This is a genomic window from Streptomyces sp. BE20, from assembly GCF_036322525.1.
Lineage (GTDB): Bacteria > Actinomycetota > Actinomycetes > Streptomycetales > Streptomycetaceae > Kitasatospora.
Map to the genome: position 1 here is coordinate 1 of NZ_JAQYWW010001178.1, position 22196 is coordinate 22196.

Annotated in this window: 21 protein-coding genes; 6 read left to right on the forward strand and 15 right to left on the reverse strand. The window is 72.8% G+C overall.

From position 1 onward, the window contains the following. Positions 1 to 430, forward strand: a 430-nt coding sequence (locus PUR61_RS36960) for an amidohydrolase family protein (protein WP_329883946.1), incomplete at its 5' end; no start/stop codon positions are given. 104 nt (positions 431 to 534) lie between these two features. On the opposite strand, the gene PUR61_RS36965 is transcribed toward PUR61_RS36960, so the two are convergent. Then, positions 535 to 1545: a carbohydrate-binding protein gene (locus PUR61_RS36965; RefSeq protein ID WP_329883947.1), complete on the reverse strand. Its 1011-nt coding sequence runs from the start codon at positions 1543 to 1545 to the stop codon at positions 535 to 537. A 236-nt stretch (positions 1546 to 1781) separates the two neighbouring features. Next, a complete protein-coding gene (locus PUR61_RS36970; protein ID WP_329883948.1) occupies positions 1782 to 3611 on the reverse strand; it encodes a GGDEF domain-containing protein in 1830 nt (609 codons plus the stop codon). 426 nt (positions 3612 to 4037) lie between these two features. Between PUR61_RS36970 and PUR61_RS36975 the strand changes: the two genes are divergently transcribed. Beyond that, entirely contained in the window at positions 4038 to 4574 is a 537-nt protein-coding gene (locus PUR61_RS36975; RefSeq protein WP_443035303.1) for a flavin reductase family protein, read from the forward strand. A gap of 120 nt (positions 4575 to 4694) precedes the next feature. On the opposite strand, the gene arfB is transcribed toward PUR61_RS36975, so the two are convergent. Beyond that, positions 4695 to 5126 (reverse strand): alternative ribosome rescue aminoacyl-tRNA hydrolase ArfB, encoded by a 432-nt coding sequence (gene arfB / locus PUR61_RS36980; RefSeq protein WP_329883951.1) that lies wholly within the window; start codon positions 5124 to 5126, stop codon positions 4695 to 4697. Between the two features lie 68 nt (positions 5127 to 5194). On the opposite strand from arfB, the gene PUR61_RS36985 reads away from it, so the two are divergent. Both PUR61_RS36985 and PUR61_RS36990 read left to right on the forward strand, forming a co-directional pair. Next, positions 5195 to 5692 (forward strand): hypothetical protein, encoded by a 498-nt coding sequence (locus tag PUR61_RS36985; RefSeq protein ID WP_380364216.1) that lies wholly within the window; start codon positions 5195 to 5197, stop codon positions 5690 to 5692. A gap of 112 nt (positions 5693 to 5804) precedes the next feature. Then, complete coding sequence (locus PUR61_RS36990) at positions 5805 to 6380, forward strand: TerD family protein (protein ID WP_329883953.1); 576 nt, start codon at positions 5805 to 5807, stop codon at positions 6378 to 6380. Positions 6381 to 6524: 144 nt separating this feature from the next. Here the strand turns inward: PUR61_RS36990 and PUR61_RS36995 are convergent, their stop codons facing one another. From PUR61_RS36995 to PUR61_RS37025, 7 genes are all read right to left on the reverse strand, one after another. Beyond that, entirely contained in the window at positions 6525 to 7817 is a 1293-nt protein-coding gene (locus tag PUR61_RS36995) for a hypothetical protein (RefSeq protein WP_329883954.1), read from the reverse strand. A 122-nt stretch (positions 7818 to 7939) separates the two neighbouring features. Beyond that, positions 7940 to 8434, reverse strand: coding sequence for a DUF3180 domain-containing protein (locus PUR61_RS37000; RefSeq protein WP_329883956.1), 495 nt, complete (start codon positions 8432 to 8434; stop codon positions 7940 to 7942). Positions 8435 to 8654: 220 nt separating this feature from the next. Further along, on the reverse strand, positions 8655 to 9254 hold the full coding sequence (folK, locus tag PUR61_RS37005; protein ID WP_329883958.1) for a 2-amino-4-hydroxy-6-hydroxymethyldihydropteridine diphosphokinase: 600 nt from the start codon (positions 9252 to 9254) through the stop codon (positions 8655 to 8657). A 136-nt stretch (positions 9255 to 9390) separates the two neighbouring features. After that, positions 9391 to 9750: a dihydroneopterin aldolase gene (gene folB, locus PUR61_RS37010; RefSeq protein WP_329884021.1), complete on the reverse strand. Its 360-nt coding sequence runs from the start codon at positions 9748 to 9750 to the stop codon at positions 9391 to 9393. Between the two features lie 247 nt (positions 9751 to 9997). Further along, the gene (locus PUR61_RS37015) at positions 9998 to 10498 is read right to left on the reverse strand and encodes a nuclear transport factor 2 family protein (protein WP_329883960.1); all 501 of its coding nucleotides are present in this window, start codon (positions 10496 to 10498) and stop codon (positions 9998 to 10000) included. 23 nt (positions 10499 to 10521) lie between these two features. Further along, entirely contained in the window at positions 10522 to 11394 is an 873-nt protein-coding gene (folP, locus tag PUR61_RS37020; RefSeq protein ID WP_329883961.1) for a dihydropteroate synthase, read from the reverse strand. Positions 11395 to 11529: 135 nt separating this feature from the next. Further along, positions 11530 to 13368: a phosphatidylglycerol lysyltransferase domain-containing protein gene (locus PUR61_RS37025; RefSeq protein WP_329883962.1), complete on the reverse strand. Its 1839-nt coding sequence runs from the start codon at positions 13366 to 13368 to the stop codon at positions 11530 to 11532. Between the two features lie 375 nt (positions 13369 to 13743). Here PUR61_RS37025 and PUR61_RS37030 point away from each other — a divergent pair, with 375 nt between their 5' ends. Continuing rightward, positions 13744 to 14895: an alpha/beta hydrolase gene (locus PUR61_RS37030; protein WP_329883964.1), complete on the forward strand. Its 1152-nt coding sequence runs from the start codon at positions 13744 to 13746 to the stop codon at positions 14893 to 14895. Positions 14896 to 15008: 113 nt separating this feature from the next. Next, entirely contained in the window at positions 15009 to 15815 is an 807-nt protein-coding gene (locus PUR61_RS37035; RefSeq protein ID WP_329883965.1) for a ferritin-like domain-containing protein, read from the forward strand. Positions 15816 to 15840: 25 nt separating this feature from the next. On the opposite strand, the gene folE is transcribed toward PUR61_RS37035, so the two are convergent. The 5 genes from folE to PUR61_RS37060 form a co-directional block, all read right to left on the reverse strand. Beyond that, positions 15841 to 16446: a GTP cyclohydrolase I FolE gene (folE, locus tag PUR61_RS37040; protein WP_329883966.1), complete on the reverse strand. Its 606-nt coding sequence runs from the start codon at positions 16444 to 16446 to the stop codon at positions 15841 to 15843. A 112-nt stretch (positions 16447 to 16558) separates the two neighbouring features. Further along, entirely contained in the window at positions 16559 to 18610 is a 2052-nt protein-coding gene (gene ftsH, locus PUR61_RS37045) for an ATP-dependent zinc metalloprotease FtsH (RefSeq protein ID WP_329883968.1), read from the reverse strand. 229 nt (positions 18611 to 18839) lie between these two features. Then, on the reverse strand, positions 18840 to 19394 hold the full coding sequence (hpt, locus tag PUR61_RS37050) for a hypoxanthine phosphoribosyltransferase (RefSeq protein WP_030059589.1): 555 nt from the start codon (positions 19392 to 19394) through the stop codon (positions 18840 to 18842). A gap of 71 nt (positions 19395 to 19465) precedes the next feature. Next, positions 19466 to 20593 carry a tRNA lysidine(34) synthetase TilS gene (tilS, locus tag PUR61_RS37055; protein WP_329883970.1) on the reverse strand — a complete coding sequence of 376 codons (1128 nt, stop codon included), beginning with the start codon at positions 20591 to 20593 and terminating at the stop codon, positions 19466 to 19468. 390 nt (positions 20594 to 20983) lie between these two features. Continuing rightward, positions 20984 to 22162: a zinc-dependent metalloprotease gene (locus PUR61_RS37060; protein WP_329883971.1), complete on the reverse strand. Its 1179-nt coding sequence runs from the start codon at positions 22160 to 22162 to the stop codon at positions 20984 to 20986. Positions 22163 to 22196: the final 34 nt, after the last annotated feature.

The following is a 22196-nucleotide window of genomic DNA, read 5'->3' on the forward strand; positions in this document are numbered from 1 at the left end:
GCACCCCTCCGTCCTCGACCTCGCCTACGGCACCGCCGGCTCCTCCCGCGTCGCGCTGATCACCGACGCCATGGGCGCAGCCGGCATGGGCGACGGCCTCTACCCCCTCGGCCCCCTCCAGGTCGAGGTCAAGGACGGCGTGGCCCGGCTGGTCGAGGGCGGCGCGATCGCCGGCTCCACCCTCACCCTGGACGTGGCGTTCAAGCGCTCCGTCGCCGTCAACGGGCTGACCCTCAACCAGGCCGTCGAGTCGCTCTCCACCGTCCCCGCCCGCCTGCTCGGCCTCGCCGACTCGGTCGGCACGCTGGAGCCCGGCAAGAACGCCGACCTCGTGGTGCTCGACTCCGCCACCCACGACCTGGTCGCCGTCATGCGCCGCGGCGAGTGGATCACCGGGGCCGACCGCTTCGCCCCGCTCGGGTCCGCCTGACCCGCCCGGACCCGCCGGTGTCCGCCTGCGCCCGCCGGCAACGGAACGGCCGCCCGCTCCCCTCGGGGAACGGGCGGCCGTTTCGCGTGGACGGGCCGGCCGGATCAGCCGGCGGCCTCCAGCACCACCTGGTCGACCAGGATCGCTCCGCTGCCCGCCGGCACGGTGAGCGTGATCGTGTTCGCCCCCGCCTGGAGCGGCGGGGTTATGTACGTCGTGTACCAGGAGGCCGCCGGCTCCTTCCCCGGCGAGTAGTTCTTGAAGGACAGCCCACCGGGCCAGTCCTTGCCGTTCACCGAAGCCACGGCCTTCACGTCGGTACCCGGGTTGTTGAAGTGCACCGTGAACTTGTACGTCCCGGCCGCCGCCAGCTCGCCGTTCCAGCTGACCGAACCGCCCGGCTGCAGCGTCAGGTAGGCGCCGTCCGCCGACTTGGTGCCCTTGACGGAGTTCCCGGACGGCGCGTTCTGCCCCTGCAGCCCGCTCGCGTCGACGGTGGCGGGGCCGGTCACCGGGGTCGCCGAGGCCGTCGCCGAGGCGGGGGCCGTCGGGCTCGTGCTGCCGGTGCCGCCCGGCGTGGCCGGGGCACCGGTCGAGCTGGTGGCACCCTTCGCGTCCTTGTCCTTGTCCTTGTCGGGGTCCCCGCCCGAGAGGGCTATCCCGGCGCCGATCGCGACGGCCGCGACCACCGCCACGGCGCCGATCACCGCACCCTTGCCCCGGCCGCCGCCCGGCCGCTCCTCCCCCGGCTGCGGCCGGGAGTGCTCGGCGTAACGGGCCTGCTGGGTCGGGGCGCCGCCGCCGTACTCGGGGTGCTGCGCGGGCACTCCGCCGTACTCGCCCTGCGGCGGGTACGGCTGCCCGGGCTGCGGCGCCTGCGGGTAGCCCGGCTGGGCCGGGTAGGGCTGCTGGGGCCGGGCCTGCTGCCCGTACTGGGCGCGGCCGACCTCCATCGGGCGGCTGTACGGCGTGCGCGGCACGCCCTGCTGCGGCTCGGACGGCTGGGCCGCCGCCGCACCGTCGGCAGGACGGTACAGATAGCCGAACGGGTCGTCGTCCTGAGGGGTGCCGCCCTCCGGGCCCTGGGGCACTCCGCTGTTTCCGGCGGTCGTCACGGTGGTCAACTCCCCCATCGCGGTCGCGCCGCCGGGCTGCCGTGCCCCCGGCGCTGGTCGTGGTCGCTTGTACCCGGGAACACTACCTGTCCTCGGCGACGCCCCGAAAAGACCCCTTGACGACCAGCGGGTAGCTTTCGCCCGGAACGACCCGCTCACGCGGCCCGGAACCTCCGGTCACCGCCCCGGCCGGCCTCCCCGCAGGGTTCCACCACCGGGTTCCCCGCCGGGCTTCCTCAGCCGGCCCGCCGGTGCGAGCGCTCGCCCCTGGCCCCGCGCACCGAGCCGCCCCTGGCCCGCTTCTCGTCGTACATCCGCTCGTCCGCGGTGTGCAGCACCTCTTCGATGCTCATCCCGCAGCCCGCCCAGCCGACGCCTAGGCTGACGCCGACCCGCATCGCCCGGCCGTCGATCCGCATCGGCGGGATGATCGCGTTGCGCAGCCGGTGGGCGAGGTCCTTGGCCTCGTCGCGCCCGATACCGTCGGCCAGCACCACGAACTCGTCGCCGCCGAGCCGGGCCACCGTGTCGCCGTCCCGCACGGCCCCGCTGAGCCGGCGGGCGACCTCGACCAGCACGGCGTCGCCGGCGTTGTGACCGAACCGGTCGTTGATCGACTTGAAGCCGTCGAGGTCACAGAAGAGCACCGCGAGCCCCTTCTCCACGACGACCGGGCCGCCCGAGCGGAACGGTCCCGACCAGACCTCGCCGCCGGACCCGTGATCGGCGGGCACGACCGCGTGCACGTGCTCGCCGTAGCCGGCCAGCCCCGGGTTCGCACCGGCGGCCGCCGACGGGTACCCCTCCGGAAGGCCGTAGCCGTGCGAGGGCCCGGACCGCACGTCGGTCCCCTCCAGGCCCTCGTAGGCGGCGTGCGCGCTGTAGGAGTCGGCCACCGCGTACCCGGCGCCCTGGTAGCCGCCGCTCCCGTAGGGGACGTCGGCGGGGCCCGGCTGGTGCCCGGCGGCGCCGACCGTCTGCGGCTGGCCGCAGAGCCGGCGCCCGAGCCGGGCCTTGAGCTCGGCGCTGTTCGGCAGACCGGTGAGCGCGTCGTGGCTGGCCCGGTGGGCGAGCTGGAGCTCGTGCCGCTTCCGGTCCTCGATGTCCTCGACGTGCGTGAGCAGGAAGCTCGGCCCCTCCGCGGCGTCGGCGACGATCGAGTTGCGCAGGCAGACCCACTGGTAGCCGCCGTCCCGCCGGGAGAGGCGCAGTTCAGCCCGGCCGCTCTCGGCGCTGGTGCGCTCCAGCAGCGCCCGGTCGTCCGGGTGGACGAGGTCGGCGAAGCTCTGCTGGCGGAGCACCGCGCGAGGGCGGCCGAGCAGACGACAGAGCGCGTCGTTGACCCTGGTCAGCTGACCGCGCCCGGCCCCGTGCAGCTCGGTGATGGCCATCCCGCTGGGCGCGTACTCGAACGCCTGGCGGAAGCTCTCCTCGCTGGCCCGCAGGGCCTGCTGCTCCTTCTCCAGGCGGGCCAGCGCGCGTTGCATCTCGGCCCGCAGCCGGGCGTTGCCGATCGCGATGGAGGCCTGCAACGAGAACATCTCCAGCGCCTCGCGGGTCCAGGCCCCGGGCCGCTTGCCGCTGCGCGGGCGGTCGACCGAGAGGACGCCGAGCAGGTCGCCGCCGGCGCTGTACATCGGGGCGAGCAGACCGTCGGCCGGGTGCCAGTCGTTGGCGTAGACGGGCATCGGGCCGTCCCCGATCCAGCGCGGGATGTCGCTGGCGACGGCCCAGCCCCGGTCATAGGGGAGGAAGCGCAGGGTGCCCCAGTGGTCGCTGACGCCGAGCAGCCGGTCCCAGGACTCGCGGGAGCCCACCTGGCCGAGGAGGACGGAGGGGCCGCCCATGGCGCTCTCCTCCAGCTCCCAGACGGCCGCCACCACGAGGTCGCCGTCCGGCCGGACCAGGCTGACCGCGGCGGCGTCGAAGCCGAGTCCGTGCACCGCGCCCTCGACCACGGCCTGCAGCGTGCCCGCCAGGCTGCGGGCAGCGTTGAGGTCCGCCACGACCCGGTGCAAGGTGCGGAGGGTCGCGAGACGGACGTACGGCTCCGACTCGGCTTCCATGCGGGGGCTCCCCGGCTGCTTCGGATAGGTCTTGATTGGTTATCGTCCGATTGCCAGAAGAACTGAATCACAGGGAGCACAGCGTTCGGCACGCTCGGTCAGCAATAGGTCGCCACTTGTGACTTAAATCACACGACCTTAATGCGCCCTTCATCAGCCCATCTGTCCCATATCTGGACATAAGCCCTTATCGGAACATTTATCCTGGTCGGCCGGATCGGCCGCGCACTGAAGTCGGCTGCCCGCCGGGCAGGCCCTCCACTTCACTCCTGGGGGTGAGAGCAGCCGCGAACCGTAACCTCGGCCCCACCTCGAAGGCCCGCAGCGAGGGCTGTACCGCGGGACTGCGCCACGGACTGCGCCGCGGACTGCGCCGCTGGTCCTACGACCAGGGCCCGATGCCGTTCCGCCCGGTCGCGGGCTACCGTGCGCTACGTGTACTCGTCCCCGCAGCCCGAGGCTGCCTCCCAAGCAACGCCCGACGAGTTCCGGGCGGCGCTCTCCCAGCTCGCCGCCGGAGTGAGCCTGGTGACCGTCCACGACCCGGAGGACGGCGAGGACGTCGGGATGACCGCCACGTCCTTCCTCTCCGTGTCGCTGGAGCCGCCACTGGTCCTGATCTCCGTCCGCGAGGACTCCCGGATGGACGAGGTACTCTCCCGGGCCGACACCTGGGCGGTCTCGATGCTCACCGAAGGACACAAGGCGCTCGGCTCGCGGTTCGCCATGAAGGGCCGGCTCAGTGACCGGCTGCTGTTCGCCGAGGCCCCGCACCGCCGCGGGGCGTTCAGCGACGCCCCGCTGATCGACGGCGCGCTCGCCACCGTGGAGTGCCGCACCGAGCAGCGGATAGCCGCCGGAGACCACACCCTGCTGCTCGGCCGCGTCCTGGAGGCACTGGTGCCCGACCCGGGCGGCCGTCCGCTGCTCTACTTCCGCGGCGGCTACCGCACCCTGGGCTGACCCCGGCGGGGGCTCCGGTCTCCCCGGCCCCTGCCGCCCGGCGCCCGGCGGGCCGCCGTCCTTCCCGACCGACGGCCACCGGCCTGCCGGGCCCGCGTACGGCCCGCCCTGCCCCGCGGGCTACTCGCCCTGCGGGGACCGCCGCCCCTGCTTCAACTCCGAGCGGTGCCGCTTGTTGGTCAGCCGCCGCTCGACCATGCCCTTGCTGGGCCTGGTCGCCCGGCGGGCCTTCGGCGGCGGCGCCGTCGCCTCACCGAGCAGGGAGGCCAGCCTGGCCGCGGCGACCTCGCGGTTGCGCCACTGCGAGCGGTGCTCGGAGGCGCGGACCACCAGCACCCGCCCGTCCACCAGCCTGCCCGCCAGCCGCTCCAGCGCGCGCTGCTTCCAGACGTCGGGCAGCGCGGCCGAGGCCGCCAGGTCGTAGCGAAGCTCGACCTGGGTGTCGGACGTGTTGACGTGCTGGCCACCGGGGCCGGAGGAACGTGAGAAGCGCCAGACGAGCTCGGCGTCGGGGACGACCACCGATCCCCGGACGCGAATGGGCTCGGGCATGCGCCCATCATCCCGCGCCGGGCCCCCGCCGGTCACCCGGTTATCCGACCCGGCGCGCAGCCCCGACAATGGCCTGTGTGATCGAGCTCGGCTACTCCCTCTCCAACCGCTTCCCCGACCCCCCGCAGACCGACTACCGGACCGCGACCACCCACGCGCTGCGGTACGACCTGTTCTGCGGCGACGTCTACCTCGACGCCGAGGGAGCGGAGCTGTCCACGGCCTGGGGATGGGTCCCGGTGCTGGACTTCGCCTGGGCGCTCTGCGACATCGCCGAGGAGCTGGACCGCGACCCGGCCGGCGGTCGCGCCGCCCGGGTGCAGACCGCCGACCTCGACTTCACCCAGAACACCGAACTGCTGCGTTTCGCCCGCCGGTTCAACTGGGTCGAGGTCACCGCCACCTGGCTGCCCGACGAGCCGCCGGCTGTGATCCGTCACGGCGACCTGAGGCGCGAAGCCCGCGACTTTCTCCAGGACACACTCGCCGACCTCTTCGACATGCACCCCGATCTCGCCGACAATCCGGCCATCTGGTCACTTCAGGGCCGGTTCCGTCGAATCTGACGGGGAATACCCGAACCCGTGCCGGCGACGGAAATCCGTCGACCCGCGTGGAACCATCTCCGCCGGTTCCCGCGTTATCCCGGCAAAAGCAATCGAAGGGACAGCACACACCATGCCAGTGAGCCTCTCCAAGGGTGGCAACGTCTCGCTGACCAAGGAGGCCCCCGGCCTGACCGCGGTCACCGTCGGCCTCGGCTGGGACGTCCGCACCACCACCGGCGCAGAGTTCGACCTCGACGCCAGCGCGATCGTGCTGAACGCGGACGGAAAGGTGCTGTCCAACGGCCACTTCGTCTTCTTCAACAACACGAGCAGCCCGGACAACACCGTCGTCCACACCGGTGACAACCGCACCGGCGAGGGCGCCGGCGACGACGAGGCGATCAACGTCAACCTCGCCACGCTGCCGGCCGAGGCCACCCGGATCACCTTCCCGGTCTCGATCTACGACGCCGTCGCCCGGTCGCAGAACTTCGGCCAGGTCCGCAACGCCTACATCCGTGTGATCAACGCCGCCGGTGGCGCCGAGATCGCCCGCTACGACCTCTCCGAGGACGCCGCCACCGAGACCGCCATGATCTTCGGCGAGCTCTACCGCAACGGTGCCGAGTGGAAGTTCCGCGCCGTCGGCCAGGGGTACGCCTCCGGCCTGGCCGGCATCGCCCAGGACTTCGGCGTCCAGCTCTGACGTCGCCCCACGCGGTCCCCGGAGCGCCCGTCCCGCCACCCGGCGGACGGGCGCTCCGCCCGTTCCCGGGCCGCCCGTGACAACGGCGGCGCGGGAGGACGGTGTCCCGTCCTCCCGCGCCGCCGTTCGTTCCCGGAGCCGGGTTCAGCGCGTGGCGCGCAGCTCCGGGAGCTGGATCAGCTCGGTCTCGTCGTGGGGGGTCAGGTCGACCACCTCCGGCCCGGCCGTCTCCTCGGGGTCCGCCCCGACGCCGACCTGCGGCAGCACCTGGGTCTCCGCCTCGGACCGCTCCCGCCCGGCCGTCGCCCGCGCCTGTTCCTGGGCCTGGGCCTGCTCCTGGGCCGCCCGGGCTTCCTGGGCCTGCTGCCGGGCCTGGGCCTCGATCGCCTCGTCCCCCACCACGTCCGCCAGGTCGGTCCGCTCGCCGAGCTCCGCGACACTGCCGACGGCCTGCGCCGGAGCGGCCGGTCGGGCCGGCGCACCGGAGCCGCGGCCGAAGAAGCTGAACCCCTGGCCGCGCACCGCCGAGGACTGCACCGGTCGGGGGCGCTGCCGCTCGACCGGCACGGCGGGCGGGGCAGCGGGCGCCCCGCCGAGCTGCCCGACGGTCGCCGTCAGCACCGGTCGGACCGGCGCCGCGGGAGCCACCCGCGCCGCCGGAGCCGCGGGCGCCGCCGGGACGGCCGCCGCGGAGGGCCCCGCCTCCCCGGGAGCGGGCACCGCGGGCACCACCGGAGCCGGAACCGTCGGCGTCACCCGTGCGGGGGCCGCGGCGGGCACCGGCACCCCGGGCGCCTTCGCGGGCGTCGTCGCAGGCGTCGTCCGGGGCCGCAAGGTGACCTCCGCACCCGCCACGCGCTCGGCCTCCCGCTGCGCCTCCCGTTCCCGCTGCGCCTGCAGCTGCGCCGCGCGCCGCTCCAGCTGCCGCAGCACGGCCCCGGCACGGACGAACGCGGCCGGACTGGCGGGGTACCTGGGCCGGCTCGCGGCGAGCGCCCGCTGGGCCGCCTCGGCCTCCTTGAGCGCCTGCTCGGCGACCGACACGGCGCGTTCCTTGAGCAGCCGGGCGATCTCCGTCTCGGCCTTCGCGAGCCGGGACTTCTCCGCGGTCAGCCGGCGGCCGAACCGGGTCGCCCGCTCCTCGGCCACCTCGGCGGCGTACTCGGCCTCGGCGAGCTGTTCCTCGAACCGCTCCTCGGCCCGCAGGCGCTGCGCGACGGAGAGTTCGGCAGCCGCCCGGGCGGCCCGGTCGCGCTGCCGCAGCAGCACCGCGATCCCGAGCGTCGCGAGCACCGCCGCGACACCCACCGAACGGACCAGGACGGTGTCCTGACTGACAAGCAGCGCGGCCAGCGCGGCGACGATGAGCACGCCGGCGGCGGTGGGGGGAAAGACCCGGCCGAGGACGGAGGAATGACGGTGGCGTCCGCGAGACATGCCAAGAAACTAGCGTGCGAATTGGGGCCGTGTCAGCCCAGGGTCCGCTTTGGCCCTTGACACCGCGCCGGCTCTACCGGACGCACCCGGGGGATCACCAGGGACCGGCGGGGAACGCCTGGTCAGCGGTGGGTGGCCGCAGGCCCGCGCCCGCCCGGGTCGTCGTGGTTCTCCGGCAGCTTGCAGACGTGCTGCAACCAGAGCGCCGCCGCGATCACCGCCACGCCGGCCAGCACCGCGAAGCCGGCGGTGATCGCCTGGTCCTTCCGGGCCGGCACGTCCAGCTCGCCGAGCAGGTGGATCCCGGCTCCCGCGTAGATGCCGGTGACCACCGCAGAGACCAGCGCGCTCGCCTGGCCCAGCACCACCGCGCGGGCCGCGCCCAGCGGGTCGACCCGCTTCGCCCCGGGCTGCCGGTCGCGGGCCGCCTTCAGCCGCGAACGCAGCGACAGCGCGGTGGCGAGCAGGATCACCGCCACCGCGGCCAGCACCACCGGTGCCGCACCGGGCACGGCGGGCAGCGTGTCCAGGGAGGACCAGAGCTTGGCACCGGCCCAGGACAGCGCCGTGGTCGCGGCGGTGATGCCGACCAACAGGCGGAGGCGAAGCAGCTTCACGCGGACAGGGTCCTTTCCCGGGGCAGCGGTGACGGGAGGCCGCCCCCGGGCACGGGCACGGCGGCGCCAGGCCACCGTACCGGGCTCGGCCCGAAGGACACCCCCCGTACCAGGACGCCCACCTGTTCGGCGCCCACCTGTTCGTACGGCCGGGACCCCCGCCGGAGTTCCCCGGCCGGCGACGGCGACGCCGCAGGACCCGGGGCGGGCGGGGCGGACACTACTCCGGCAGGGTCAGCCCGATGTCCTCGCGCCGCCGGACGCCCTGGGCGTCCGGGCCGCCGAGCGCCGCCAGCAGGTCGGCCACCGGCCCGTGGCCGGGCACCTCGGCCTCCGGCTGGGCATCCAGCCACGGGGCGAGCACGAAGGCCCGCTCGTGCGAGCGCGGGTGCGGCAGCAGCAGCTGCGGGTCCTCGCTGGTGACGCCCTCGTAGGCGAGGATGTCGACGTCCAGGGTGCGCGGGCCCCAGTGGACGGTGCGGACCCGGCCGAAGGCGTCCTCGATCGCGTTGCCGCGCTCCAGCAGGTCCCGCGGGGGCAGCGAGGTGCGGAGCACCACCACCGCGTTGTAGTAGGCGGGCTGGTCCTCGGGGCCGCCGACGGCCGCCGTCTCGTACACGGCGGAGACGGCCTTGATCCGGAGCCCGGGGGTGTCGGCGAGGGCGTCCACGGCCCCCTGGAGGGTGTCCAGGCGGTTGCCGAGGTTGGAGCCGAGGGCGATCACGGCGCAGCGCTGGCCGTGCAGGGTGGTGTCGACCGAGTCCACCCGGCTCTCCAGGTCGAACGCGCTCGGCGCGGCGGTCGGATCGATCGTGCTCATGCGCCCGCCCCGTTCCGCCCGGTCCGGACGGTCACCCGTACGGGCCTTTCGGTGAGTCGCTCGCTTCGGTCGCTCATCGGGACTTCCTCTACAGCTGGAACGGGCTCGGCGGCTGCCGCGGGGCGCGCGGTGGTGGTCACGCGCGGGCCCGGTGGATGGTCACGGTCACGTCGTCGAACGGCACGGTGATCGGGGCGTCCGGCTTGTGCACGGTCACCTCGACCTCCTCGACCGCCTGGTGCTTCAGGCACTGGTCGGCGATCCGCTGGGCCAGGGTCTCGATCAGGTCGACCGGCTCGCCGGCGATGATCGCGGTGACCTCCTCGGCCACGACGCCGTAGTGCGCCGTGCGGGTGAGGTCGTCGCCGGACGCGGCGGGGCGGGTGTCCAGGTACAGCACCAGGTCCACCACGAAGGTCTGGCCGTCGACGCGCTCGCGCTCGAAGACGCCGTGGTGACCCCGGGCGCGCAGGCCCCGCAGGGTGACGCGGTCCAGCAAACGAATCACTGCTCCCAGTCGGACTGGCCCCACCCCGGAAGGATGTGGGCAGGCAGGGCGGAGACGGGCGTCGCGCCCGACACTCCGATTTCGAATCTACCCGCGCGCGCCGACAACACCTGACCGTCCTACCCGGCACGAACCGTCGCCACGCGCGCCGGAATGGCGCTTGACGTGAACGTTCGGTGACCGTCCGGGAATTCCCGGACCACCGCCGGGCGACATTTCCCGCCCGTTCCCGGAATCAGTCCTCTTCGTCCTCGTCGGCGCTGGTCAGAACGGGTGAACCGTGATGGGACCAGACTTTCCACCCGGCCGGGGTGCGGCGGAAGAGATTGGTCGAGACGACCTTTCCGCCGACCAGCGGGCCGAGCTCCCCCTCCTCCTCCGCCTCCCCGCCGGAAAGGATGTTCTCGGTGCACGTGACAAGGGCCACATCGCCGTGCACCTCGGCCTCCTCGTCCGTGAGGATGAACTGGATGTACTCGGTGTTCGCCATGATCAACATGTACGAGCGGGTCACCTGGGCCCGTCCGCGCAGCACCGGCCAGCCCGGGTGGACGCAGACCACGCCGCCCTTGTCGTCGGCCTCGTCGGCCCCGAGCCAGGCCTCCTCGACCGCCTCCAGGTCCCCGTTCTCCAGCGCCTCGTAGAGCGCCCGGTTGGCCTCCAGGGCCGCCTCCCGGTCCGCCTCGGCGGCCTGTCGGCCCGCGGTCTCCCCGCTCAACCTGCCGTCACCTGCCATGACCCTCCCGTCCTCCCTGCCGGTCACCCCTGCCGGGCCGCGCGCTGCCAGGCCGCGACCACCCGGACGGCATCCGCCGTGCCGGACACGTCGTGCACCCGCACCGCCCAGGCCCCCGCCCTGGCCGACAGCACCGACACCGCAGCGGTCGCGTCGTCGCGCTCTCGGGCCGGGCGCAGTTCCCCGGTTTCCGGGTCGGCGAGCAGCGTACCCAGGAACCGCTTGCGCGATGCGGCGACCAGGACGGGCCGGCCGAGCGCGGTGAGCGCGTCGAGCCGGCCGAGCAGCTGCCAGTTGTGCTCGGCGGTCTTGGCGAAGCCGAGGCCCGGGTCGAGGATCAGCTGTTCCTCCTTGGCCCCGGCGGCCAGCAGCGCCTCCATCCGGCCGGTGAGCTCGGCGACCACGTCGGTGACGACGTCGTCGTAGACCGCCAGCCGGTCCATGGCCGCGGACTGCCCGCGCCAGTGCATCACCACGAAGGGTGCGCCGGTCTCGGCCACGACCCGGGCCATCGCCGGGTCGGCCAGCCCGCCGGAGACGTCGTTGATGATCACCGCGCCGGCCGCCACGGCCTGCTCGGCGACGGAGGCGCGCATGGTGTCGACGGAGACCGGCACCCCCGCGTCGGCCAGCTCCCGCACCACCGGCAGGACCCGGTTCAGCTCCTCCTCCTCGGGCACCCGCTGCGAGCCGGGGCGGGTGGACTCTCCGCCGACGTCGACCAGGTCCGCGCCGCGGGCGCGGAGCGCGAGCCCGTGGGCGACGGCCCGGGCCGGGTCGTGCCACAGGCCGCCGTCCGAGAAGGAGTCGGGGGTCACGTTGACCACGCCCATGACGGCACAGCGGTCGAGCCGCGGCAGTCCGGCCGGCAGGGAGAAGGGCACCGAATTGCTCATAACCCCATTATCTGGCCGACGTCATCCGGTCACGCGGCAGCCCACCCCGGACGCCGGTCCGGCACCGGCCGGACAAGCCGCCGGCCCCCGCCGAGGACACGCCTCGACGGGGGCCGGCGGACCGGTCGGCGCGGCTCAGGCGGCCTCGCCGACCTCCGGTCGGGCGTCGGCCGGCATCAGCCCCTGGCGCTGCCGCTTGCGGCCGATCCGGGGCATGCCGAGCGTGATGAAGGCCTCCGCCTGCATCGCGGCGAAGCCGATCCGGGGCAGGTCGCGGGTGTTGGGGAAGACCAGGAAGCGGGGCTCCCACTCCGGCTGGAACTTGGCGTTGAACTTGTACAGCGACTCGATCTGGAACCAGCGCGAGAGGAAGACCAGCAGCCCCCGCCAGGCCCGCAGCACCGGTCCGGCGCCGATCCGCTCACCGCGGGCGAGCGCCGAGCGGAACATCGCGAAGTTCAGCGAGACCCGCCGGACCCCCATCGCCGGCACCGCCTGCAGCGCCGCGACGATCAGCAGCTCGTTCAGGCCGGGGTCGGCGGCCCGGTCACGGCGCATCAGCTCCAGCGAGATGCCGTCCGTCCCCCAGGGGACGAAGTGCAGCACGGCCTTGAGGTCGTCGCCGGTCTCGCCCTCCTCCGGGGCCTTGTGGGCGGTGACCACCACGCAGGCGTCGTCACCCGGGTCCCCGAACCGGCCGAGGGCCATCGAGAAGCCGCGCTCGGTGTCGGTGCCGCGCCAGCGGGCCGCGGCGTCGGCGATCCGGTACTTCTCCTCCGGGGTCAGGTCGGAGACCCGGCGCACCTGGCAGGAGTAGCCGTTGCGCTCGATCCGCTTGACCATCTGGCGCACGTTGCGCATCGCCCGCCCGGAGAGCGAGAAGGTGGCCGTGTCGACGATCGCCTCGTCCCCCAGCTCCAGCGCGTCCAGGCCCGCCTCCCGGGTCCAGACCTCGCCGCCGACCTCGCTGCAGCCCATCACGGCCGGCACCCAGGCGTGCTCGCGGGCCTCGGCCATGAAGACCTTGATCGCGCCGGGCCAGGCCTCGACGTCGCCGACCGGGTCGCCGGAGGCGAGCATCACCCCGGAGACCACTCGGTAGGAGATCGCCGCCTTGCCGCTGGGCGAGAACAGCACGCTCTTGTCGCGGCGCAGCGCGAAGTAGCCGAGCGAGTCCCGCTCGCCGTGGCGCTCCAGCAGCCCACGGACCTTCTCCTCGTCCTCGGCCGTCAGCTCCGGCTTGGGCTTCTCCGGGCGCAGCGCCAGGTACGCGGTGGTGAAGGCGGTGATCAGGCCCATCCCGCCGAGCAGGTAGGCGACCAGGTCGGAGACCCGGTCCGAGGTGTAGTGGACCTGTCCCTCGAAGCCGAACAGTCCGTAGACGACGTGCTCCAGCCGCTCGTACAGGCCGGCGTGGCCGAGCTCGTACCTGGTCCGGGTGGAGACGACCAGCAGGCCGAGCAGCACGCTGACGGCGCCCATCACGACCAGGTTGACCACCGCCCGCCAGCGCGTGCGGGGGTCCGCCTTGGCGTAGAACTCGCGCCGGTGGACCAGCACGACCACGAACAGCACCAGCGAGATGACCGCCGGGCCCAGCTGGTGCCAGCGCAGCAGGTGCAGCGCGGCGCCGATCGGCAGCAGGACGCAGACCGCCCGCCAGGCACGCCGCTTGCGCCGGCGCAGCGCGTGCGCGAGCAGCACCAGCAGCAGGCCGACCATCAGGGTGCCGGCGGCGGCCAGGGTGGTGGTGCCGCCGGGCAGCTGCCCGGCGAAGGTGTGCACCTTGGTGTGCCGGAGCTTGGGGAACACCGCGCTCGCGACGTCCACCAGCCCGATCAGCAGACAGGCGTAGCCGACCGCACCGGGCAGCCAGGCCCGCGGTACGGCGGCCGCTTGGGTACGAAGCGTCTGCAGGCCGCGACGGCGGGGCGGCTGCTCGGGGGTCGGCTCAACGGACACGGGAACGCTCATGGAGGTTCAGCGTAGAGGCTTCGGAGCGGTGTCCTGTCACTCCGGGGGAGGAGCCGTGATGGACCTTCATGCGATTTCCTTCATCAGGCAAGACGCACACCAAGGAACCGGAAACGAAGGGTAAGCCGAAGCCCTGGGGGCACTGCGATTGAGCCGAGGGGTGGGTGCCGGAGCCCCTCGCCGCGTGGCGCGACGGGCCCCCGCGTACGCGGTACGTACGGTGGACGCCGCATTCTAGGGCGTCGGTTGCGCACTGCGACCGGCGGCCTCCCGGGCCCTCCCGACGTCCGGACAGCCTAGCCGCGCTGGCCCCGGCTGACGCACCGCCAGACGATGAACCCTGCACCGACAGTGTCCCACCGGAAGGCCCACGGCATGGAACTGACCAGCGACGCGCTGATGAACTCGCTCCTCGCCCTGGGCTCGGCGGCGCTCGTCGCCACCCTCTGGATCTGGCCCAGGCTGGCGCGCCAGCGCCCGCTGCCGGTGCTCGGCCGGGTCGGACTGATGACGGTCACTCAGGTGTCGGTCCTCGCCGTGATGGCGCTCGCCGTCAACAACTCCTTCGGCTTCTACACCACATGGAACGACCTGCTCAGCTCCGGCGGCACCAAGCTCACCCTGACCAGCAACGAGAACCACAAGGGCGGAGCGGCCCCCGACGCACTGCTCCAGCCGACCAACGAGGGCGGCATGGAGACCGTCGGCGACCTGCCGAAGGGGCCGCCCGAGGAGGTCGGCAGGGTCGAGTCGGTCCGGATCACCGGGAAGGAGACCGGCCTGTCCGACCAGATGTTCGTCTACCTGCCGCCCGAGTACTTCGACCCGAAGTTCGCCCTGGTCCGCTTCCCGGTGCTGCTGGCCATCGCCGGCTACCCCGGCACGACGCTCAATCTGATGAAGGACCTGCCGGTCGTCCAGACCGCCGCCGAGCTCCAGCGCACCGGCAGGATGCAGCCGACCATCGTGGTGCTGTCCCGTCCGACCGTCTCCGCGTCGCGCAACACCGAGTGCGTGGACGTCCCCGGCGGGCCGCTCGCCGAGTCCTGGTTCACCAGGGACGTCCCGGAGGCGCTCCGCTCCGCGTACCGGACCAGCCGCTCGCCCGCCGCCTGGGGCACCTTCGGCTACTCGACCGGCGGCAGCTGCGCGTTCCGGCTGGCGATGCGGTTCCCGAACGTCTTCGGCGCGGCCGGCGGACTGCACGGTGACTTCAAGGTCGTGGAGGACCAGTTCACCGGCGGCAGCCTGTTCGGCGGCGACGCGGCGCTGGCCGAGCAGAGCGACCTCGCGTGGCGGCTGCAGAACCTGCCCGTCCCGGCCCTGTCGATGCTGGTCGTCTCCACCCGCAAGGAGGCCGACTACCCGCGGACCGTCCAGTTCGTCGACCTGGCCCAGCAGGTCGCCGCCGCCAACCCCCAGTTCACGGTGGAGTCGCTCTACCTGGACGACGGCGGTCACAACTTCGAGAGCTGGGTGCGCGAGCTGCCCGCCTCGCTGGAGTGGATGGGCCACCACCTCGGCTAGGGCAGCCGGGTGACTACCGGCCGGTCGGGCGGACCGCCCGGCGCCCCGGGGGAACGTATCGAGACCGCCCGGCCGAACGGCCGGCACCGTCCCGGATCCGGGCAGGAGGCCCCATGCTCAGCACCCGATCACTCTTCGACGAGATCTACCGGAACGACGAGGCCTATCAGCTGTTCTGCAGCATCGCAGCCGGCGGCGAGGACCAGGGCGGCTGGGAGAACGAACGGATCACCGTCCTCACCCTCGACCCGGTGCTCGCCCCGAAGATCGCCCGGCACGGCGCCGACGAGCGCAAGCACGGCCGGATCTTCACCCAGCTGCTGAACAAGCGCGGCCTGCCCAGGATCGACGTCCCCGCCGAGGCCGACTACTGCATGCTGCTGGAGCGCCAGGGCGTCGGCCTCGCCCACGAGCGGCTCACCGGCGACGTCCCGCTGACCGAGCGCGAGATCATCACCTACCTGGCGCACAGCCGGGTCACCGAGCAGCGCGCGGCCGAGCAGATGCGCCAGCTGGTGAAGGCCTACGGGGACAACCCCGACGTCGGCCGGGCGATGCGGATGATCTCGGCCGACGAGGACAACCACCTCGCCTACTGCCACGAGGAGCTGCTCCGGCTGGTCTCCGAGGGCCACGGCCCGTACGTCCGGCACGTCCTGGAGACCTGCGCCCGCGGCGAGATCCGCACCCACCGGGACGTCGGGCTCGCGGTGACGTCCCGGATGGCGCGGATCCTGCGCTGGCCGCTCTGGCAGCGGGCCGTGGTCACCGCGGGCGTCCACGCGCTCTACCTGTACGACCGGTCGTACGGCTGGCGGCGGATGGTGCGGCTGCGGATGCCCGCGCGCCGCAACGCGCTGGGCACGCCCGCTCCGCCGCACGCGGTGTCCGACGCCCAGGAGGCGCAGGAGGCGATCTGACCGGCGGCCCGCGGCGCCGACCCGGTCAGCGCCCGATGATGAGGCTCATCGCCTCGGCCCGGGTGGCCGGGTCGCGCAGCTGGCCGCGCACGCAGGACGTGATGGTCTTGGCCCCGGGCTTGCGGATGCCCCGCATCGACATGCACATGTGCTCGCACTCGACCACGACGATCGCGCCGCGCGGCTCCAGGATCCGCATCAGCGCGTCGGCGACCTGGCTGGTGAGACGCTCCTGGACCTGCGGCCGGCGGGCGTAGACGTCGACCAGCCGGGCCAGCTTGGACAGGCCGGTGATCTTGCCGCTCGTGGACGGGATGTACCCGACGTGCGCGACCCCCCGGAACGGGACCAGGTGGTGCTCGCAGACGGACGTCAGCTCGATGTCCTTGACCAGCACCATCTCGTCGTGGCCGAGGTCGAAGGTGGTGGTGAGGACCTCCTCGGGCTCCTGCCAGAGACCCGCGAATATCTCCTTGTACGCCCGTGCCACCCGCGCGGGCGTCTCCAGCAGCCCCTCGCGGTCCGGGTCCTCCCCCACGGCCAGCAGCAGCTCGCGGATCGCGTTCTCGGCCCGCTTCTGGTCGAAGGTGCCGACGGCGGGCGGACCGTCGAGCGTCACCGGGTCGATCATGCGGGCCTCGCTTCTCGTGGGACTGACTTGGCTGAACAGCACGGATGCCGCGCCTCCAGGGTACAAACCCTGGTGACGCGGCATCCATTCCGGCGGGTGCCTGTGCTGCCGGTCAGCCCTCGGCGGGCGGTTCGGGCTGCAGCGGCGGGACCTTCGCCCCGTCGGCCGGGGCGGCCTCGACGGCGGCGGCGCCGTAGGTGAGCGCCAGCTCCTTCGGGGACTGCACCGGCGGGCGGGTCGACGGGGTCCGACGGGCGGACCCCGTCCAGGCCGGACGAGCCGGGCGCTTCACGATGTGCGTGAAGATCTCGGCGATCTGCTCCTTGTTGAGGGTCTCCTTCTCCAGGAGCTCCAGGACCAGGTTGTCGAGCACGTCGCGGTTCTCGACCAGGATCTCCCAGGCCTCGTTGTGCGCGTTCTCGATGAGCTTCTTGACCTCTTCGTCGACCAGCCCGGCGACCTCTTCCGAGTAGTCGCGCTGGTGACCCATCTCACGGCCCAGGAACGGCTCCGAGTTGTCGCTGCCGAACTTGATGGCACCGAGGCGCTCGGTCATGCCGTACTGGGTGACCATGGCCCGCGCGGTGGCGGTGGCCTTCTCGATGTCGTTCGAGGCACCGGTGGTCGGGTCGTGGAAGACCAGCTCCTCCGCCGCACGCCCGCCCAGCATGTACGCCAGCTGGTCGAGCATCTCGTTGCGGGTGGTGGAGTACTTGTCCTCGTCCGGCAGCACCATGGTGTAGCCGAGGGCCCGGCCGCGGGACAGGATGGTGATCTTGTGCACCGGGTCCGCGTTCGGAGAGGCCGCCGCCACCAGGGCGTGGCCGCCCTCGTGGTACGCGGTGATCTTCTTCTCCTTCTCGGACATGATCCGCGTGCGCTTCTGCGGACCCGCCACGACGCGGTCGATCGCCTCGTCCAGGGTGTTGTTGTCGATCAGCTTCTTGTCCGAGCGGGCGGTCAGCAGCGCCGCCTCGTTCAGGACGTTCGACAGATCGGCACCGGTGAAGCCGGGGGTGCGCTTGGCGACGGCCGAGAGGTCGACGTCGGGCGCGATCGGCTTGCCCTTCTGGTGCACCTTGAGGATGTCCAGACGGCCCTGGAGGTCGGGACGCTCGACCGAGATCTGACGGTCGAAGCGGCCCGGGCGCAGCAGCGCCGGGTCCAGGATGTCCGGGCGGTTGGTGGCCGCGATGAGGATCACGCCGCCCTTGACGTCGAAGCCGTCCATCTCGACCAGCAGCTGGTTGAGGGTCTGCTCGCGCTCGTCGTGACCGCCGCCGAGACCCGCACCGCGGTGCCGGCCGACTGCGTCGATCTCGTCGACGAAGACGATCGCCGGGGCGTTCGCCTTGGCCTGCTCGAAGAGGTCGCGGACGCGGCTGGCGCCGACACCCACGAACATCTCGACGAAGTCCGAACCCGAGATCGAGTAGAACGGCACCCCGGCCTCGCCCGCGACGGCACGCGCCAGCAGGGTCTTGCCGGTTCCGGGCGGGCCGTAGAGCAGCACACCCTTGGGGATCTTGGCGCCGACGGCCTGGAACTTGGCCGGCTCCTGCAGGAACTCCTTGATCTCGTGGAGCTCCTCGACCGCCTCGTCCGCGCCTGCGACGTCGGAGAAGGTGGTCTTCGGGGTGTCCTTGGTCAGCAGCTTGGCCTTGGACTTGCCGAACTGCATGACGCGGGAGCCGCCGCCCTGCATCTGGTTCATCAGGAACAGGAAGACCAGAACGATGATCACAATGGGCAGCATCGACAGCAGCAGGCTGACGAGGGTGCTCTGCTTCTCCGGGCTGACGGTGTAGCCCTCGGAGAGCGTGCTCTGGTCGTTGTCGTTGATCTGGGCCTGCAGCTTGTCGGCGATCGCAACGCCCTGGTCCCCGATGTAGGAGGCCTGGAACTTGCTGCCGGACTGCGGCTTGCCGGTGCCCACTGCGGGCAGCTTGGCACCGTCCTTCAGCTGGATCTTGATTGTGCTCGAGTCACCCGTGGTGATCTGCGCCGACTTGACCTGCTTCGCGTCGATCGCTGCGACGACCTGCCCGGTGTCCACCGTCTTGTAGCCGTTCGAATCCGAAACGACCTGCATCAGCACGATGACGGCGAGGACGGCCAGCACGATCCACATGATCGGCGCACGGAAGTATCGCTTGACGTCCATCCATGCGGGGCGTTGCCGCCCCGTCCCTCCTGCCACTCAACGGCGCCGCGGGGCTGTGGGCCGCCGGCGCATCCGGTCTGTGCTCATGTGAAGAGCGGTTTTATTGGACCGTACCGCAGTACGACCCGCTCATGGCGGGAGCACAGCGACACGACAGTGTTTCTCTGTTCCCCCGACCCAACGGGCAGGAACGGCCAACCGTTCCCGCCCGTCGTCCGAACGGGGTCAATCAGCCGCCGTAGACGTGCGGGGCGAGCGTGCCGATGAACGGCAGGTTGCGCAGCTTCTCGGCGTAGTCGAGGCCGTAGCCGACCACGAACTCGTTGGGGATGTCGAACCCGACGTACTTGACGTCGATCTCGACCTTGGCGGCGTCCGGCTTGCGCAGCAGCGTGCAGACCTCCAGCGAGGCCGGGCCGCGCGAACCCAGGTTGCCGAGCAGCCAGGAGAGGGTCAGTCCGGAATCGATGATGTCCTCGACGATCAGCACGTCACGGCCGGCGATGTCGGTGTCGAGGTCCTTGAGGATACGCACCACGCCGGAGGACTTGGTGCCCATCCCGTAGGAGGAGACCGCCATCCAGTCCATCGTGACCTGCGAGTGCAGGGCCCGGGCGAGGTCGGCCATGACCATCACGGCACCCTTGAGGACGCCGACGATCAGCAGGTCCTTGCCTGCGTAGTCGCGGTCGATGCGCTCGGCCAGCTCCAGGAGCTTCGCGTCGATCTCGTCCTTGCTGATGAGCACCTTCGCGAGGTCAGCGCCCATGTCGTTCTGGTCCACCGGGGATACGTCCTCAAACGTGTCGGGGTCTGGATGGCCGGCGGCCGGCTTCCCCGGGGCACACCAGCCCGTCAGTCGCCCTGTCGCCGAAAGACCAGCGTGCCACACCGCCGGGTGGCTTCGACGCCCCCGGGTAGGTGCAGCGGCCCCTGGCCGCGCCATCCGGTGACCAGCAGGTCGATCGTTTCGAGGTGCCGGGCGAAGAGGTCCCCGGCCGGGCAGCCCGCGCGCAGCGCGGCCCGGCGCAGCACCCGGCGGCGCACGGCGGAGGGCAGTTCGGCCAGCTTCACGGCGTCCAGGGTGCCTTCGCCCGTCCGGAGGTCGCGTTCGGCCAGGGAGGCCCACTGGTCCAGCGCGTCGGCGTCGTCGCGGAACAGCCGGGCGGTACGGGCGAGCGCCTCGACCACGCCGCCGCCCAGGTGCTTCTCCAGCACCGGCAGCACCTCGTGGCGGACCCGCGAGCGGGTGAAGGCCGGATCGCAGTTGTGCGGGTCGTCCCAGACCGGGATGGACTGCGCGGAGCAGGCCTGCCGGGTGGCGGCCCGGTCCAGTTCCAGCAGCGGGCGGCGGTAGCGGCCCTTCTGGGCCGGCATCCCGGCCAGCGAGCGGGAGCCGGAGCCGCGGGCCAGGCCCAGCAGGACCGTCTCGGCCTGGTCGTCGCGGGTGTGGCCGAGCAGGACGGCGACCGCGCGGTGGCGCTCGGCGGCCTCGTCCAGGGCGGCGTACCGGGCGTCGCGGGCGGCGGCCTCGGGGCCGCCCTCGCGGCCGACCTGGACCGGGATCGCCTCGACCGGGTCGAGCCCGAGCTCGCGGAGCCGGTCGGCGACCTGGGCGGCCCGGTCGGCGGATCCCGCCTGGAGGCCGTGGTCGACGGTGACGGCGCCGACCCGCAGACCGATCTTGGGGGCCTCGAAGGCGGCCGCGATGGCCAGGGCCATGGAGTCCGCGCCGCCGCTGACGGCGACCAGGACCAGCGGGGAGCCCGGCGCGGCGGGGGTGCGCGGCAGCCCGGACGGGTGGCGGTGGGCGTTGCCGATCAACGTGGTGCCGACGGCGGCGACGGCCAGCGGCACGCCGCCGGTGCGTTCACGCGGCTCGCGGACCGGGGCGGTGAAGGTGGAGCCGGCCTCGGCGGCGAGGTCGGCGAGGGTACGGCGTACGGCCAGGCGTATCGCTGCGACGGCGGGGTGAGGGCCCACGGCGGACGACTCCTCGGCAGAGGGGGACAGGACGGCTGTGGGCGCGGCGGGGACCGCGCATCCATGCGCACCGCGTTACCGGGCGCTCACAGATGGTGGCAGAAAGGAGGCACCCGCTACGCCACCCGCGCCACCGGTACGACCACCGTCCCACGTTCGGGTGAATGGAGAAACGTATCTTCACCCGCCATCTGCACGACTGGACCACTCGTACGAACGGGTTTGACCGCGCGCGACCACCCTTCGGACCGAACGCCCCGCCGAGACGGTCGTCCGCCCCCGCTCCCGGCCCGTCCCCGGCGACCGAAGGTCCGCGCCGGCCCGCCGAGGACGACGCCCTCCGGCCCGACGACGGGCACGGAGGGCGGACGGACGGCGGGACGGAAGGGGTTACCGCGCAACCCGGGCGACCCAGGCGGCCGGGTCGTGGATCTCCTCCTTGGTCGGCAGGGTGTTCGGCGAGGTCCAGACCCGGTTGAAGCCGTCCATCCCGACCTGGTCGACCACGCCCCGGACGAAGACCGCGCCGTCCTGGTACTGGCGGAGCTTGGCGTCCATGCCGAGCAGCCGGCGCAGCACCAGGTCGAGCCGGTTGGCGCCGCGGTCCCGGCGCTGCTGGAACTTCTCCCGGATCTCCGCCACGCTCGGCACCACGGCCGGGCCGACGCCGTCCATCACCACGTCGGCGTGGCCCTCCAGCAGCGACATCACGGCTGTCAGCCGGGCGAGGATCTCGCGCTGCGCCGGCGACTGGACGATCTCCAGCAGTCCGGCGGACGGGGCGCTCTCGGCACGGCCGCCGAGTCCGGGCAGGCCGCCGCCGAGCGTGCCGGCCGCGTCGCGCAGCCGGTCCAGCAGCGCCCCCGGGTCGACGTCGGTCTCGGACAGGAACGACTGCACCTCGGACTGGATGTGGTCGCGCAGCCAGGGCACCGCGGTGAACTGGGTGCGGTGGGTCTCCTCGTGCAGGCAGACCCAGAGCCGGAAGTCGGCCGGGTCGACGTCCAGCTCGCGCTCGACGTGCACGATGTTCGGCGCCACCAGCAGCAGCCGGCCCGGGCCTGCGGTCTCGGGGCCGAGCCGCGGCTTGTCGAACAGGGCCGCCGGGCTGTCCGGCGTCTCCAGCGAGGACTCGGCCGGGGCGAAGGTCTCGTACTGGCCGAGCACCTTGGTGGACAGGAAGGCCAGCAGGGCGCCGACCTCGATCCCGGTGGCCTTCTCCCCCACCGTGCCGAAGACTCCGGGGCCGGAGCCGTTGGCCCGGCGCGCCTGGAGCTTCTCCACCAGCGGCTGGACGATCGTGCGGAACCCCGCCACGTTGGCCCGCACCCAGCCGGGGCGGTCCACGATCAGCACCGGGGTCGCGACCGCCTCGGCCAGGCTGCTGGACCGCATGCCGGTGAACTCCCGGACGTGTTCCTCGGCCTCCAGGGCGTGCCGGCGCAGTTCGGCGACCACTGCGGCCGCCTCGGCCCGGCTCACCTCCGGCCCCGGCCGTACCAGCCTGGTCGCGGTTGCGACCGCGAGATTCCAGTCGACCATGTCAGCACCGCCGCTCGCGCTCGTCATGCCCTCACCGTACGTGCTCTCGTCCGCCGGGGGG